The organism is Acidimangrovimonas pyrenivorans (genome assembly GCF_042643245.1).
Lineage (GTDB): Bacteria > Pseudomonadota > Alphaproteobacteria > Rhodobacterales > Rhodobacteraceae > Acidimangrovimonas > Acidimangrovimonas pyrenivorans.
On record NZ_JBHRSK010000004.1, the window covers coordinates 695,074 to 709,845 of the forward strand.

Sequence of the window (14,772 nt, forward strand, 5' to 3'; positions counted from 1 at the left end):
TCACGCCCCCCGATGTCGGGCAGCGCCCCGGCCTTGCCGGACCGGGGCGCAACCGGATCGGCCCCCGCCGGCCGCGCCGGCAGGGGCCTCGTGGTTCACTCGGCCGAGTATTTCGCCACCAGATCGCGGGCGTCCTTGACCATCTGCTCGCCCGGCAGGCCCTTGGCGTCCATCTCGGCGATCCACTCCTTGGTCACCTCGTCGCCGACGGTCTTCAGCTTGGCGACCTCGTCCGGGCCGAGGGTGTAGACGGTGTTGCCGGCGGCCTCGACGGCCTTCTTGCCCAGCACGTCGCCCTCGTCCATCGCGCGCCCGGCCCAGGCCGAGGCGGCAAGGCCGGAATTGTCGTCGATGACCTTCTTCAGGTCGTCGGGCAGCCCGTCATAGGTGGCCTTGTTCATCGCCCAGATGAAGAAGGTGTTGTAGAGCGAGCGGTCGCCGCCGATCTCGGTCGAGCTGTCGGTCAGTTCCTCGACCTTGAGCGAGGGCACCACTTCCCACGGGATGACGCCCCCCGACACGACGCCCTTCGACAGCGCCTCGGGGAAGGCCGGCACCGGCATGCCGACCGGGGTCGCGCCCAGCTTCTCGAGCAGCTTGTTGGCCAGCTGCGACGGCCCGCGCAGCTTCAGCCCCTTGAAGTCCTCGACCTTCTCGATCGGGCCGCCCTTCTTGTGGACCACGCCGGGACCGTGGACATGCACCGCGATCAGGTGAACGTCCTTGAATTCCGGCATCAGGTATTTCTGGGTGAAGTCCCAGGCCGCTTCCGAAGATTTCTCGGCCGAGGTCGAGGTCATGAAGGGCAGCTCGAACGCCGCCGCGCCCGGGAACCGGCCCGGGGTATAGGCCGGCAGCGCCCAGCCGCAATCGATCACGCCGTCGCGGATCTGGTCATAGAGCGCCGGCGGCTTGCCGCCCAGCTGCATCGCCGGGTAGAGCTCGACCTTGATCCGCCCGCCCGACTCCTTCTCGATCTTCTGCGCCCAGGGCGCCATGAAGAACTTGGGCACCGAGCCCGTCGCCGGCAGGAAGTGCTGGCAACGCAGCGTCACGTCCTGCGCCAGACCGCTCCCGGCGCTCAGACCGAGGGCAACAACCCCGGCCAGCGCGGCTTTCACCGTGAAATTCATCTAGTTTCCTCCCATTCGCCGCTCCGGCACCGCTTCTTCCGGCGACGCCCTCCCGGCCTTTTCAAGCGATCGTGTGCCTCCGCCTCCTCACGCGGCGACACGCCCGATACATTACCAACCGCCCGGTCGGCTTTGCTAGTGTTTTTTCTTCCCCCGCGCCATTTTTACGCGGTCCGCCCCGGGCAGCCGTTGATCACACCGCCGAGACTAGCTTGTGAACGACCGCCAGCATAGCCCCGATCGGCTTGACCTCGACCGCCCGCCGTGCTGCAACCGGGCCGACCCTTGGGAACGACGACATGCTGCGCAGCACCTATGACTGGACCCTGTCCCTGGCGCAGTCGCGCCACGCCCTCTGGGCGCTGTTCGCCGTCGCCTTCATCGAAAGCTCGGTCTTCCCGGTGCCGCCCGACGTCCTCATCATCCCGATGGTCATCGCCCGGCCGAACCGCGCCTGGCTGATCGCGGCGGTGGCGCTTGCGGGCTCGGTGCTGGGCGGGGTGCTGGGCTACTATATCGGCTCGGCGCTCTACCAGACGGTGGGCGAGCCGGTGCTGGCCTTCTACGGCAAGCTCGACGCCGTCGACGCCTTCCGCGCCCGGTTCAACGATTACGGCGCCTGGGCGGTGCTGATCGCCGGCGTCACGCCGTTTCCCTACAAGGTGATCACCATCGTCTCGGGCATGACCCAGCTCAATTTCGGCGTCTTCATGGTCGCCAGCGTCGTCGCCCGGGGGCTGCGCTTCTTCATCGTCGCAGCGCTGTTGTGGAAGTTCGGCGCCCCGATCCGCGACTTCATCGAGCGCCGCCTCGGGCTGCTCTTCACCCTCGCGATGCTGCTGCTCGTCGGTGGCTTCGCCGCCGTGAGGTACCTATGACCAAGCCCCTCGTCCTGCTCGCCGGCACCGGCTCGGCCGCCCTGCTGCTCGGCGCCCTCGGCTTCCAGTATATCGGCGGCTACCGCCCCTGCGAGCTCTGCCTGCTGCAACGCTGGCCGCACGGCATCGCCATCGCCCTCGCCCTCGTCGCCCTCTACCTGCCCTTCCGCCTTGTCCCGGCGCTTGGCGCCCTGACCATGGCGGTCAGCACCGGCTTCGGCCTCTACCATACCGGGGTCGAGCAGAAATGGTGGCAGGGGCCGAGCGAATGCACCTCCTCCACCGACATCACCCACCAGTCGGCCCAGCAACTGCTCGACCAGATCATGTCGGCGCCGATCACCCGCTGCGACGAGGTGCAATGGACCTTCCTGCACCTGTCGATGGCCAGCTGGAACGCGATCCTCTCGCTGCTCCTTGCCCTGGTCTGGGTCGCCGCCGCGCGCCGCAAGGCGTGACCCCCGTCCCGGCTTCTTCTTTGCGGAAACTACTCCGGGGGTGAATGCGCGGCACGCGCAGAGGGGGCAGCGCCCCCCCGCTCACCTTCTCCCCGCCCGCCGGGTCGTGAGCAGCAGGCTGGTCTCGCTCGTCATCACCCCGTCGAAGCGCCGGATCTGGGCCAGCACCGCGTCCAGCTCCTCCAGCGTCGCCGCCCCGATCTCGGCGATCAGGTCCCACTTGCCGTTGGTCGAATGCACCGCCCGGACCGCCGGCAGACCCGACAGCCGGGCCGAGATCCGCTCGGCCCAGCGGCCTTCGATGCCGATCATCATCAGCGCCCGCACCGGTGCCGTGCCGACATCCGAACGCGTCTGCACGGTGAAGCCGATGATCTCCCCCGCCGCCGCCAGCCGCTCCATCCGCGCCCGCACCGTCGCCCGGGCGATGCCCAGCTCTGCCGCCAGGTCGGACAGGGACGCCCGCCCGTCACGCCGCAGCGCCGCGATCAGCCGCTGATCGGTATCGTCCATCTCGCGCAATCCTCCCGCCGTTTCGATCAATAGACCGCCCAGTTCGACACTAAACCGGGTTCAAACCGCCGGAAAGACGAAAGACAGTCGCGGCACGAAGGAGACGCGACATGACCAACTGCATCCTGATCGGGGCCCCGATCGACAGCGGCCAGCGCCGCCCCGGCTGCCTGATGGGCCCGGCCGCCTATCGCGTCGCCGGGCTGGCGCGGACGCTGGAAAGCCTCGGCCACGCGGTCGAGGACCGCGGCGACCTCGCCCATGGCGCCCTGCGCCCGGCCGATTGCGCCAACCCGGCGGTCCATTCACTGGCCGAGACCGTCGCCTGGACCGAGGCGCTGGCCGAGGCGGTGCGGACCGCCCTGCCCGCCGGCCTGCCGATCACGCTCGGCGGCGACCACTCGCTGGCGCTCGGCACCGTCGCCGGCGCCGCCGAGCACGCGCAAGAGATCGGCCGGCCCTTGTTCCTGCTCTGGCTCGACGCCCATTCCGACTTCCACACGCCGCTGAGCACCGACTCGGGCAACCTGCACGGCACCCCGGTCGCCTATATCGCCGGCCGTTCCGGCTTCGACGCCTTCCCGCCCTTCCCGGCGCCGGTCCCGGCCGGGAACATCTGCATGTTCGGCATCCGCTCGGTCGATCCGGCGGAACAGGCGGCGCTGCAGGAGTGCGACATCGCGATCAACGACATGCGGGTGCTGGACGAACAGGGCATCGTCGCCCCGCTGCGCGCCTTTCTCGACCGGGTGAAGGCCGCCAACGGGATGCTGCATGTCTCGCTCGACGTCGACTTCCTCGACCCCGCCATCGCCCCCGCCGTCGGCACCACCGTGCCTGGCGGCACCACCTTCCGCGAGGCCCATCTGGTGATGGAACTGCTGCATGAATCCGGCCTCGTCACCTCGCTCGACCTCGTCGAACTCAATCCCTTCCTCGACGACCGCGGCCGCACCGCGCGGCTGATGGTCGATCTGACCGCCTCGCTGATGGGGCGCAAGGTCTTCGACCGACCGACACGGAGCTTCGCATGAAATCCCTCAACCTCGTCCCTTTTGTCAGCGTAGACAACATGATGCGGATCGTTCTTGAGATCGGGCTCGAACCCGTCCTGCGCGATCTCGCCGACCGGATCGAAGAGGATTTCCGGCGCTGGGAGAGCTTCGACAAGACGCCCCGCGTCGCCAGCCATTCGCCCGGCGGCGTGATCGAGCTGATGCCGACCTCGGACGGCGCGCTCTACGGCTTCAAATATGTCAACGGCCATCCGAAGAACATGAAGGAGGGGCTGCAAACCGTTACCGCCTTTGGGCTTCTGGCCGATGTCGATACCGGATACCCGCTCCTGCTGACCGAGATGACGCTGCTGACCGCGCTGCGCACCGCCGCCAGCTCGGCGATGGCGGCGCGCCACCTGGCGCCGAAGAACGCCAAGGTGATGGCGATGATCGGCAACGGCGCCCAGGCCGAGTTCCAGGCCCTGGCCTTCAAGGCGATCTGCGGCATCGAGGAGGTCCGGCTCTACGATATCGACGCCACGGCGACCGAGAAATGTATCGCCAATCTAAAGGGGTCCGGCCTGAGGCTCGTGCCCTGCCGCAATCCGGAAGAGGCCGTCGAGGGCGCCGAGATCCTCACCACGGTGACCGCCGACAAGCAATATGCCACGATCCTGACCGACAACATGGTCGGCGCCGGGGTCCATATCAACGCCATCGGCGGCGACTGCCCGGGCAAGACCGAACTGCACCGCGACATCCTGCTGCGGTCGGAGATTTTCGTCGAATACCCGCCGCAGACCCGGGTCGAGGGCGAGATCCAGCAGCTCGCCGCCGATCACCCGGTGACCGAGCTGTGGCAGGTGATCGCCGGTACCGCTCCGGGCCGCCGCGACGCCCGCCAGATCACCCTGTTCGACAGCGTCGGCTTCGCCGTCGAGGACTTCAGCGCCCTGCGCTATATCCATGAAAAGGTGCAAGAAACCGGCATGGCCCAGATGCTCGACATGATCGCCGACCCGGACGAGCCGCGCGACCTTTACGGCATGCTGCTGCGCGCTCAGGCCGCCCGGGCCGCCTGATCCCGGGGCGCCGGCGCCCCGCGCGCCCGGCGCCTCAATGGACCTTGAATTCGCCGACCACGTTGCGCCATTCGCCGGGCGCGATCATCTTGCGATGGGTGAAGCGGACCGAATGCAACGGGCCCTCGATCTCGTCCTGCCAGAACTCGATGAACTTGAACAGCCGCGGATAATCCGGCGCCAGGTCGTAGTCCTGCCAGACGAAACTGTTGAGGACGCTCTGGAAATCCGGCATCCGGTAGTAGAATTCGGCCGTGGTCAGGCCATAGCCCCGCAGCATCAGTTCGGTCTCGTTTCGCTCCATTCCTTGCCTCCCGTGGATCCCCGATAGGAAAATCATGCCACAGGCGGAATTGTTTGCAATGAAAACAGTGTGTTATCACTCACCAACGCTGGCTGCTCGCGGCCCCGTCCGCGCGCCATTGCACCCCATAACTTGGTTCGGCTATAGTGCCGCCAACCAGATATTGAGCCTTAGGAACGAAGGGTCGGACGACCGTGAGCGATACGCCGGAACCGCCTGAAAATACTGACGAAACCGCACCGGAACGGCCGCGCTACAGCGGTCCCTCGGTGTCGATCTCGGACGAGATGCGCACGTCCTATCTCGACTACGCGATGAGCGTCATCGTCAGCCGCGCGATCCCCGATCTGCGCGACGGCCTCAAGCCGGTCCACCGGCGCATCCTCTACGCGATGCACGAGACCGGCAACACGCATGACAAGCCCTACCGCAAGTCGGCCCGCCCGGTCGGCGACGTGATGGGGAAATACCACCCGCACGGCGACAGCGCGATCTACGACGCCCTGGTGCGGATGGCGCAGCCCTTCTCGATGTCGCTCAAGCTGCTCGACGGCCAGGGCAACTTCGGCTCGATGGACGGCGACAACCCGGCGGCGATGCGCTACACCGAGGTCCGGATGGACAAGCCGGCGGCCTACCTGCTGGCCGATATCGACAAGGACACGGTCGATTTCCAGGACAACTACGACGGCAAGGACCAGGAGCCGACGGTCCTGCCCGCCCGTTTCCCCAACATGCTGGTCAACGGCGCCGGCGGCATCGCCGTCGGCATGGCGACCAACATCCCGCCGCACAACCTGGGCGAGGTGGTCGACGCCACCCTGGCGCTGATCGAGAACCCGGATCTGTCGACCGAGGCGCTGATGGAGTACGTCCCGGCGCCCGACTTCCCGACCGGCGGCCTGATCCTCGGCCGCTCGGGCGCGCGCAAGGCCTATCTCGAGGGCCGCGGCAGCGTCATCATCCGGGCCAAGACCCGGATCGAGGAGATCCGCAAGGACCGCTACGCCATCATCGTCGACGAGATCCCCTACCAGGTGAACAAGGCGACGATGATCGAGAAGATCGCCGAGATGGTGCGCGACAAGCGGATCGAGGGCATCACGCATGTCCAAGACGAATCCGACCGGGTCGGCGTCCGCGTCGTGATCGAGCTCAAGCGCGACGCGACGCCCGAGGTGGTGCTGAACCAGCTCTACCGCTTCACGCCGATGCAGGTGCATTTCGGCTGCAACATGCTGGCGCTGAACGGCGGCAAGCCCGAGCAGCTGACCCTGCGCGATTTCCTGAGCCATTTCATTGTCTTCCGCGAGGAAGTGGTGGCGCGGCGCACGGCCTACCTGCTGCGCAAGGCGCGCGAGCGCAGCCATGTGCTCTGCGGCCTCGCCGTCGCGGTGTCGAATGTCGACGAGGTGGTGGCGACGATCCGCGCCTCGGCCGACCCGGCGGAGGCGCGCGAGAAGCTGATGACCCGGCGCTGGCCGGCGGCCGACATCGCCGATTACATCCGGCTGATCGACGACCCGACCCACAAGATGAACGAGGACGGCACCTACAACCTGTCGGAAATCCAGGCCCGGGCGATCCTCGAACTGCGGCTGCAGCGCCTGACCGCGATGGGCGTCAAGGAAGTCACCGACGAGCTGCAGGACCTGGCCGAGAAGATCCGCGACTACCTCGACATCCTGCGCTCGCGCGACCGGATCATGGCCATCATCTCGGAGGAGCTGACCGAGGTGAAGGAGCTGTTCGCGGTGCCGCGCCGGACCGAGATCGCCGAATGGTCGGGCGACATGGACGACGAGGACCTGATCGAGCGCGAGGACATGGTCGTGACCATCACCTCGGGCGGCTGGGCCAAGCGCACGCCGCTGGCCGACTACCGGGCCCAGCGGCGCGGCGGCAAGGGCCTTTCCGGCATGGCGACCAAGGAAGACGACGTCGTCACCACGCTCTTCGTCGCCAATACCCATACCCAGCTTCTGTTCTTCACCACCGACGGCATGGTCTACAAGCTCAAGACCTGGCGCCTGCCGCTGGGCGGGCGGACCGCCAAGGGCAAGCCGATCGTCAACATCCTGCCGATCGCCCAGGGCGTCTCGATCGCGGCGATCATGCCGGTCGACGTGCCCGAGGAGGATTGGCAGAAGCTGCAGATCGTCTTCGCCACCTCGCAGGGCGACGTGCGGCGCAACGCGCTGTCCGACTTCACCAACGTCATGCGCAACGGCAAGATCGCGATGAAGCTGCCCGAGGGCGTCTCGCTGGTCAACGCCCGCATCGCCGACGAGAACGACGACATGATGCTGGTCACCGCGCTCGGCCGGGCGATCCGCTTCCCGACCACCGATGTCCGGGTCTTCAAGGGCCGCGATTCGACCGGCGTGCGCGGCATCCGGCTGGCCGAGGGCGACGAGGTGGTTTCGATGTCCGTCATCCGCCATTTCGAGGCCGAGGCCTCGGAGCGCGCCGCCTATCTCAAGCAGCGCCGGCTGATGGCCGGGGCGCTGGAGGACGAGGGCGAGGCCGACGAGGACGAGGAAGCGGTGGCCGAGGGCCAGCTGTCGACGGAACGCTATGCCGAGATGTCGGCGGCCGAGGACCTGATCCTGACCATCACCGCCAAGGGGGCCGGCAAGCTGTCGTCGAGCCACGACTACCCGGTGCGCGGCCGCGGCGGCCAGGGCGTGATGGCGATCGACAAGGCGATGCGCGGCGGCCGGATCGTCGCCTCCTTCCCGGTCGAGATGTCGGACCAGATCATGCTGGCCAGTTCGACCGGCCAGTCGATCCGCTGCCCGGTCGAGGGCATCTCGTTCCGGTCGCGTTCGGCCGGCGGCGTCAAGGTCTTCGATACCGCCAAGGGCGAAGAGGTCGTGACCGTTGCCCGCATCGCCGACCAGGGCGAGGAGGAGGTCGAAGCCGGCGAGGATTGATCGGCTGCGCCCCTGCGACGCATGGGCAACCGAGCCTCAGCGGCGCTAGCTGAAAGGGGCCGCCGGGGCGCAAGTCGCGGGCGCAGATCGAGGCGGCCGTCGCGAAAGGACCACGATGGACCAGTTGCTCCGGCGTCTCGACCCCGTGCTCACGCTCATCGGCCGGTTGCTGATGGCCACGCTCTTCGTGATGGCCGGCCTGGATGCGGCGATGGACTTCTCCGCCTTCTCGGCGCGGCTGACGGCCGACGGGCTTCCGGTCCATCTGACCGGGGTGGTCTTCTGGTTCCTGATCCTGAGCGGCCTGGCGCTGGCAGTCGGCCTCCAGACGCGGCTGGTGGCGCTGGTGATGGCGGGGTTCAGTCTGCTTTCCGGCCTCATCGCCTATGCCGACCTCTCGCAGCCCACCGACATGGTGATGCTGCTGAAGAACATCGCCCTGACGGGCGGCTATCTCTTCGTCGCCCTGCACGGTCCCGGACGCTATTCCCTCGACGCCCTGCGCGGCGGGCGTGGCTGAGCCTTCCATTTCACGCCGCGCCGGCATAGATGGACGCCATGACAAAGACACTCCATATCGTCGGCGGCGGCATGGCCGGATCGGAAGCCGCCTGGCAGGCCGCCCGCGCCGGGCTGCGCGTGGTGATCCACGAGATGCGGCCCCGGTTCGGCACCTTCGCCCATCGCACCGGCAATTTGGCCGAGATGGTCTGCTCCAACTCCTTCCGCTCGGACGATGACGAGCGCAACGCCGTCGGCCTGCTACATTGGGAGATGCGCGCCGCCGGCGGCTTGATCATGGCGATGGCGGACGCCCATTCCCTGCCCGCCGGCGGCGCGCTGGCGGTCGACCGCGACCCGTTCTCGGCCAGCGTCACCGAGCGGCTGCGCAGCCATCCCAATGTCGAGGTCTCGGAAGAGGAGATCGACGCGTTGCCCGACGAGGGCCAGTGGATCATCGCCACCGGGCCGCTGACCTCGGGCAAGCTGGCCGAGGCGATCCGGGCCGAGACCGGCACCGAGTCGCTCGCCTTCTTCGACGCCATCGCCCCGATCGTCTATGCCGAGACGGTGAACATGGACGTCGCCTGGATGCAGTCGCGCTACGACAAGGGCGACACGCAGGAACAGCGCACCGCCTACATGAACTGCCCGATGACCCGGGACCAGTACGAGGCCTTCATCGACGCCCTGCTGGCGGCCGACAAGACCGAGTTCCACGAGGGCGAGACCGCGGGCTATTTCGACGGCTGCCTGCCGATCGAGGTAATGGCCGAACGCGGCCGCGAGACGCTGCGCCACGGCCCGATGAAGCCGGTCGGCCTGACCAATGCCCACGCCCCGGAAAACAAGCCCTATGCCGTGGTCCAGCTCCGCCGCGACAACGCGCTGGGGACGCTCTACAATATCGTCGGCTTCCAGACGAAGATGAAGTATGGCGCGCAAGTAGATGTTTTCCGGATGATTCCAGGGCTTGAGGATGCGAAGTTCGCGCGCCTCGGCGGCATTCACCGCAACACCTTCCTCAACTCGCCGACCCTGCTCGACGGCCAGATGCGGCTGAAGTCGCGGCCCAATATCCGCTTCGCCGGCCAGATCACCGGCGTCGAGGGCTATGTCGAAAGCGCCGCGATGGGCCTGCTGGCGGCGCGGCTGGCGGTGGCCGAGGCGCACGGGCTCGACCTGGCGCCGCCGCCGCCCGAAACCGCGATGGGCGCCCTGGTCACCCACATCACCGGCGGCGCCGTCGCCAAGAGCTTCCAGCCGATGAACGTCAATTTCGGACTGTTCCCGCCGATCGACGCCAAGGGCGGCCGCCGCGGCCGCAAGGACCGCTACAAGGCCTATACCGACCGGGCGAAAGAGGCGTTCGTTCAATGGCTTGAAGACCAAGACTGAGATGCCGGGCGTGGTCACCCGCTTCGCCCCGTCGCCAACCGGGCCGCTGCATCTGGGCCATGCCTTCTCGGCTATCCTTGCCCATGACATGGCCCGCGCCGCCAGCGGCCGCTTCCTGCTGCGGATGGAAGATATCGACCGGGCCCGCAGCAAGCCGGACTGGGAACGCCAGATCTACGACGACCTGAGCTGGCTCGGCCTGAGCTGGGACGGCCCGGTGATGCACCAGTCCGAGCGCCTGCCGGCCTATCGCGCCGCGCTCGATGCGCTCTGGGCACGCGGGCTGCTCTATGCCTGCGACTGCACCCGGCGCGACATCGCCGAGGCGCTCTCGGCGCCGCAGGAAGGCGCCGTGATCGGCCCCGACGGCCCGGTCTATCCCGGCACCTGCCGCGGCAAGACCCGCGACGGCATCCCCTTCGCCGCCCGCGCCCGCCATCCGCGCCCCGAGGGCGTCGCGCTGCGCCTCGACATGGCCGCCGCCGCCCGGAAAACCGGCCCCGTCGCCTTCACCGAAACCGGCGCCGGGCCCGAAGGCCAGAGCGGCCGGATCGAAGCCGGCGAAACGGAGCTGGTCGAGGAGATCGGCGATATCGTCCTCGCCCGCCGCGATATCGGCACCTCCTACCACCTCTCGGTGGTGATCGACGACGCCGCCCAGGGCATCACCCACGTGACGCGCGGCGCCGACCTGTTCGAGGCGACCAAGATCCACCTCGTCTTGCAGAAGCTGCTCAAGCTGCCGACCCCGACTTACCGCCATCACCGCCTGATCCGCGACGAGACCGGCAAGCGCCTGGCCAAGCGCGACGACGCCCGTGCCATCGCCAAGTACCGCGCCGAAGGCGCGACCCCGGACGACATCCGCCGGATGGTCGACCTCTGAGAGCCGTCCCAATTCATCTTCACGAAAATATCCCGGGGGTCCGGGGGCAGCGCCCCCGGCCCTGACCGCCTACACCATCGGCGCCATGATCTCGACTTCCTCGCCGCCGCGCAGCGCCGTGTAGAAGCACGACCGCCGGTTGGTGTGGCAGGCCGGCCCCTGCTGATCGACCAGCACCAGCAGGCAGTCGCGGTCGCAATCGATCCGCATCTCGATCAGCCGCTGGACATGGCCCGAGCTCTCGCCCTTGATCCAGAACGCCTGGCGCGAGCGCGACCAGTAGGTCACGCGCCCGGTCTGCAGCGTCCGCGCCACCGCCTCGGCATTCATCCACGCCATCATCAGCACCTCGCCGCTGGCATGGTCCTGCGCGATGGCCGGGATCAGGCCGTTGGCATCAAATCGCAGAGAGCCGGGGTCGAAAGCCATGGCGGATGTCCTTTGCAAAACGCGTCACGCGGTCTATCTAGGGGGTCGAGGCCCAAGAGGGAAGCCATGAGCGCCGAGACCGACCTGATCAAGCTCTATTCCGACCGTATCCTGGCCCTGGCCGCGGATATCCCGCATGTCGGCCGGCTCGAGGCGCCGATGGCCAGCGTCAAGCGGCGCTCGCCGCTCTGTGGCTCGACCGTGACCGTCGATCTGGATGTCGCCGACGGCCGCATCAGCCGCTTCGCCCAGGACGTCAAGGCCTGCGCCCTCGGCCAGGCGGCGGCGGCGGTGGTCGGGGCCAATGTCATCGGCCGCAGCCGTGTCGAGATCGAGCAGGCGCGCGACGAATTGAAGGCGATGCTGAAGGAGAACGGGCCGGTGCCCTCGGCCCCCTTCGACGGGCTCGAGGTGCTGCTGCCGGCGCGCGACTACAAGAACCGCCACGCCTCGATCCTGCTGGCGCTGGAGGCAACGGCCGAAGCGATGGTCGAAGCCGAGAAGGCCGCCTGCGCCTGAGATCCGTGCGGGACGGCCAGGGGCGGAACCAGGGGCCATCTGCCCCGCGGCCATTTCACTAGGGCAACGGCGCAAAGGAAGGGCGAGGGGCTGTCTGCCCCTCGGGCTCCCCGAGAGTATTTTGACAAAGAAGAAGTCGGGGCCGCGCTTGCCGCCACCGATCGGCCGTTCCGTCCGCTCGGCCCGACCTCCGGCCAACCGCGTTCCGCGAGTTGCCGACAAAAGACCGCCGCGCTTCCGGGGAGGAAGGCGGCGGCAGGCGCGTGTCTCGCGGGGGTCGGGCGGCGCGGATGCGGGGACATCCGGGCGTCAGGACAGGCAGGACCTTCAGACTTCACATCGTTGGGGACAGATGCGGGCCGCCCGAGGCGAGACAACGGGGCAGAATGGCAGGCGGAAACTCAGATCAATCCGGGCAGCGCGAGGCCAACGACCAGCATCACGGCCAGGGCGACCATGCCGGCGGCATCGGCGATCAGGGTGCCCGAAGCGCGGGCGGTGGCGGCTTTGATTTCTGCGAACATCGGGCACTCCCTCGTTGAGTTGCTATTTTGTTCTCATATCCTTTATCATCTGTAAAGAACTTTTTGAGAACATTTGCGAACAAAGGCGGATTTTGCTTTACCCTGAGGAAATCCCGCGCGCTCAGCCGACCGAGATCAGCCGGATCGCCCGGTCCTGCTCCATCAGCCAGAGCAGGGTGCGGGCGGCCTCGCCGCGCTCGCTGGTCAGCTCCGGGTCCTCGGCCAGCAGGCGCCGGGCATCGCTCTGCGCCACCGCCATCAGCGAGGCCTGGCGTTCGAGATCGGCGATGCGGAAGCGCGGCAGGCCGGATTGGGCGGTGCCGATCACGTCGCCGGCGCCGCGCATCGCCAGGTCCTCCTCGGCGATCCGAAAGCCGTCCTCGGTGTCGCGCAGCACCGTCAGCCGGCGGGTGCCGCCCTCGGTCAGGGGCGGCTGGTACATCAGCAGGCAGGTCGACTCGGCGGCGCCACGCCCGACCCGGCCGCGCAGCTGGTGCAGTTGCGCCAGGCCGAAATTCTCGGCCCGCTCGATCACCATGATCGAGGCGTTGGGGACGTTGACGCCGACCTCTATCACGGTCGTCGCCACCAGCACCTTGGTCTCGCCGGCGACGAAGCGCGCCATCGCCGCGTCCTTCTCGGCCGGCGGCATCTGGCCGTGGACGAGGCCCACCCGGCCCTCGCCCAGCACCGCGCGCAGATGCTTGAAGCGTTCCTCGGCCGCGGTCAGGTCGCTGACTTCGCTCTCGTCGACCAGCGGGCAGACCCAATAGGCCTGCCGACCCTCGGCGGTCGCCTGACGCAGGTGCTCGATCACCTCGTCGATCCGGCCGGTCGAGACCAGCGCCGTCTTCACCGGCTTGCGCCCCGGCGGCTTCTCGTCGAGCAGCGAGACGTCCATGTCGCCATATTGCGCCAGGCTGAGCGAGCGCGGGATCGGCGTCGCCGTCATCACCAGCACGTCGGCATGGCGGCCCTTGGCACCCAGCTCCATCCGCTGGGCGACGCCGAAACGGTGCTGTTCGTCGATCACCGCCAGCCGCAGGTCGTGGAAGGCGACGTCCTTCTGGAACACCGCATGGGTGCCGACCAGCACCTGGATCTCGCCCGCGGCCAGCGCCGCCAGCTTGGCCGCGCGCTCGCTGCCCTTGTCGCGGCCGGTCAGCAGTTCCAGCCGCACGCCGGCGGCCTCTGCCAGCGGCTGCAGGCTGTCGAGATGCTGGCGGGCGAGGATCTCGGTCGGCGCCATCATCACCCCCTGGCCGCCGGCCTCGACCGCGATCAGCAGCGCCAGGAAGGCGACCAGCGTCTTGCCCGAGCCGACATCGCCCTGCAGCAGCCGGTTCATCCGCTCGGGCGCGGCCATGTCGCCGGCGATCTCGCTCACCGCCCGCTGCTGCGCCCCGGTCGGGCGGTAGGGCAGCGATTCCAGCACCTTGCGCTGCAACGCGCCGCTGCCGGTGCTGGCCCGGCCCTTGGCCTTGCGCAGGTCGCGGCGGGCGAGCGCGAGGGTGATCTGGTGGGCCAAGAGCTCGTCATAGGCCAGCCGCTGCCGCGCCGGGGCGGTGGGCGACAGGTCGGCGGCCGCTTGCGGCGCGTGGACGGCGCGCAGGGCGTCGGCCCAGTCGGGCCAGTGCTCGCGCGCCTTCAGCGCCGGGTCGATCCATTCCTCGAGATCGGGCAACCGGGCCAGCGCCCCGGCAACCGCCTTGGCGATGGTTTTCTGGGTGAGACCTGCGGTCAGCGGGTAGACCGGCTCATAGGCCGGCAGCTCGCCCGCCTCCTCCAGCCGCAGCACGTGGTCGGGATGGACCATCTGGGCGATGCCGTCGAAGAATTCGAGCTTGCCCGAGACCAGCCGGTGCTGTCCGGTCGGCAGCAGTCGTTGCAGGTAGTCGGTGCGGCCGTGGAAGAAGACGAGCTGAAACTCGGTCTTGGCGTCGCGGACGGCGATGCGGTAGGGCCGGCCCTTGGTCCGCGGCGGGAAATGGGCGCCGACCTCGACCTCGACCGTCACCGTGACCGGCGGCGTGACCTCGCGGATCGAGCCCTTGCGGGCGCGGTCGATGCCGGAATGCGGCAGCAGGAACAGCAGGTCGCGCGGCCGCTCGACCTCGAGCCCGGCGAAGGTCTCGGCGCTCTTCGGCCCGATGCCGGGCAGGGTCTCGAGCCCGGCGAAGAGCGGGAACAGGATTTCCGGCCGCCCCGCCACC

General features: G+C 68.3%; 15 protein-coding genes. 9 read left to right on the forward strand and 6 right to left on the reverse strand.

Translation table 11 applies throughout. The features are described 5' to 3' along the window. Nucleotides 1-95 precede the first annotated feature (95 nt). A complete protein-coding gene (locus ACFOES_RS06195) occupies nucleotides 96-1,133 on the reverse strand; it encodes a TRAP transporter substrate-binding protein (protein ID WP_377832328.1) in 1,038 nt (345 codons plus the stop codon). A gap of 299 nt (nucleotides 1,134-1,432) precedes the next feature. Here ACFOES_RS06195 and ACFOES_RS06200 point away from each other — a divergent pair, with 299 nt between their 5' ends. Together ACFOES_RS06200 and ACFOES_RS06205 are read left to right on the forward strand one after the other, a co-directional pair. Continuing rightward, nucleotides 1,433-2,011 carry a YqaA family protein gene (locus tag ACFOES_RS06200; RefSeq protein ID WP_377832329.1) on the forward strand — a complete coding sequence of 193 codons (579 nt, stop codon included), beginning with the start codon at nucleotides 1,433-1,435 and terminating at the stop codon, nucleotides 2,009-2,011. Continuing rightward, entirely contained in the window at nucleotides 2,008-2,469 is a 462-nt protein-coding gene (locus ACFOES_RS06205) for a disulfide bond formation protein B (protein ID WP_377832330.1), read from the forward strand. The genes ACFOES_RS06200 and ACFOES_RS06205 overlap by 4 nt, the downstream gene beginning before the upstream one ends. A gap of 81 nt (nucleotides 2,470-2,550) precedes the next feature. Here the strand turns inward: ACFOES_RS06205 and ACFOES_RS06210 are convergent, their stop codons facing one another. Continuing rightward, on the reverse strand, nucleotides 2,551-2,982 hold the full coding sequence (locus ACFOES_RS06210; RefSeq protein WP_377832331.1) for an Lrp/AsnC family transcriptional regulator: 432 nt from the start codon (nucleotides 2,980-2,982) through the stop codon (nucleotides 2,551-2,553). A gap of 110 nt (nucleotides 2,983-3,092) precedes the next feature. Between ACFOES_RS06210 and rocF the strand changes: the two genes are divergently transcribed. Further along, nucleotides 3,093-4,016: an arginase gene (gene rocF / locus ACFOES_RS06215; RefSeq protein WP_377832332.1), complete on the forward strand. Its 924-nt coding sequence runs from the start codon at nucleotides 3,093-3,095 to the stop codon at nucleotides 4,014-4,016. Continuing rightward, nucleotides 4,013-5,062, forward strand: coding sequence for an ornithine cyclodeaminase (locus ACFOES_RS06220; RefSeq protein WP_377832333.1), 1,050 nt, complete (start codon nucleotides 4,013-4,015; stop codon nucleotides 5,060-5,062). The genes rocF and ACFOES_RS06220 overlap by 4 nt, the downstream gene beginning before the upstream one ends. Before the next feature lie 34 nt (nucleotides 5,063-5,096). Here ACFOES_RS06220 and ACFOES_RS06225 read toward each other — a convergent pair whose 3' ends face one another. Further along, nucleotides 5,097-5,366 carry an usg protein gene (locus ACFOES_RS06225; RefSeq protein ID WP_377832334.1) on the reverse strand — a complete coding sequence of 90 codons (270 nt, stop codon included), beginning with the start codon at nucleotides 5,364-5,366 and terminating at the stop codon, nucleotides 5,097-5,099. Nucleotides 5,367-5,635: 269 nt separating this feature from the next. On the opposite strand from ACFOES_RS06225, the gene gyrA reads away from it, so the two are divergent. The 4 genes from gyrA (at nucleotide 5,636) to gluQRS (ending at nucleotide 11,087) form a co-directional block, all read left to right on the forward strand. After that, complete coding sequence (gene gyrA, locus ACFOES_RS06230) at nucleotides 5,636-8,302, forward strand: DNA gyrase subunit A (protein ID WP_449222435.1); 2,667 nt, start codon at nucleotides 5,636-5,638, stop codon at nucleotides 8,300-8,302. Between the two features lie 115 nt (nucleotides 8,303-8,417). Next, entirely contained in the window at nucleotides 8,418-8,822 is a 405-nt protein-coding gene (locus tag ACFOES_RS06235) for a DoxX family protein (protein ID WP_377832336.1), read from the forward strand. A gap of 38 nt (nucleotides 8,823-8,860) precedes the next feature. Continuing rightward, complete coding sequence (gene trmFO / locus ACFOES_RS06240) at nucleotides 8,861-10,201, forward strand: methylenetetrahydrofolate--tRNA-(uracil(54)-C(5))-methyltransferase (FADH(2)-oxidizing) TrmFO (protein ID WP_377832337.1); 1,341 nt, start codon at nucleotides 8,861-8,863, stop codon at nucleotides 10,199-10,201. Nucleotides 10,202-10,211: 10 nt separating this feature from the next. After that, nucleotides 10,212-11,087 (forward strand): tRNA glutamyl-Q(34) synthetase GluQRS, encoded by an 876-nt coding sequence (gene gluQRS / locus ACFOES_RS06245; RefSeq protein ID WP_377833009.1) that lies wholly within the window; start codon nucleotides 10,212-10,214, stop codon nucleotides 11,085-11,087. A gap of 69 nt (nucleotides 11,088-11,156) precedes the next feature. Here the strand turns inward: gluQRS and hisI are convergent, their stop codons facing one another. Continuing rightward, nucleotides 11,157-11,516: a phosphoribosyl-AMP cyclohydrolase gene (gene hisI / locus ACFOES_RS06250; protein ID WP_377832338.1), complete on the reverse strand. Its 360-nt coding sequence runs from the start codon at nucleotides 11,514-11,516 to the stop codon at nucleotides 11,157-11,159. A gap of 66 nt (nucleotides 11,517-11,582) precedes the next feature. On the opposite strand from hisI, the gene ACFOES_RS06255 reads away from it, so the two are divergent. Next, a complete protein-coding gene (locus ACFOES_RS06255) occupies nucleotides 11,583-12,035 on the forward strand; it encodes an iron-sulfur cluster assembly scaffold protein (RefSeq protein WP_377832339.1) in 453 nt (150 codons plus the stop codon). Between the two features lie 401 nt (nucleotides 12,036-12,436). Here the strand turns inward: ACFOES_RS06255 and ACFOES_RS06260 are convergent, their stop codons facing one another. Further along, entirely contained in the window at nucleotides 12,437-12,559 is a 123-nt protein-coding gene (locus ACFOES_RS06260) for a hypothetical protein (RefSeq protein WP_377832340.1), read from the reverse strand. Between the two features lie 121 nt (nucleotides 12,560-12,680). Then, nucleotides 12,681-14,771 carry an ATP-dependent DNA helicase RecG gene (gene recG, locus ACFOES_RS06265; protein ID WP_377832341.1) on the reverse strand — a complete coding sequence of 697 codons (2,091 nt, stop codon included), beginning with the start codon at nucleotides 14,769-14,771 and terminating at the stop codon, nucleotides 12,681-12,683. Nucleotide 14,772 lies beyond the last annotated feature (1 nt).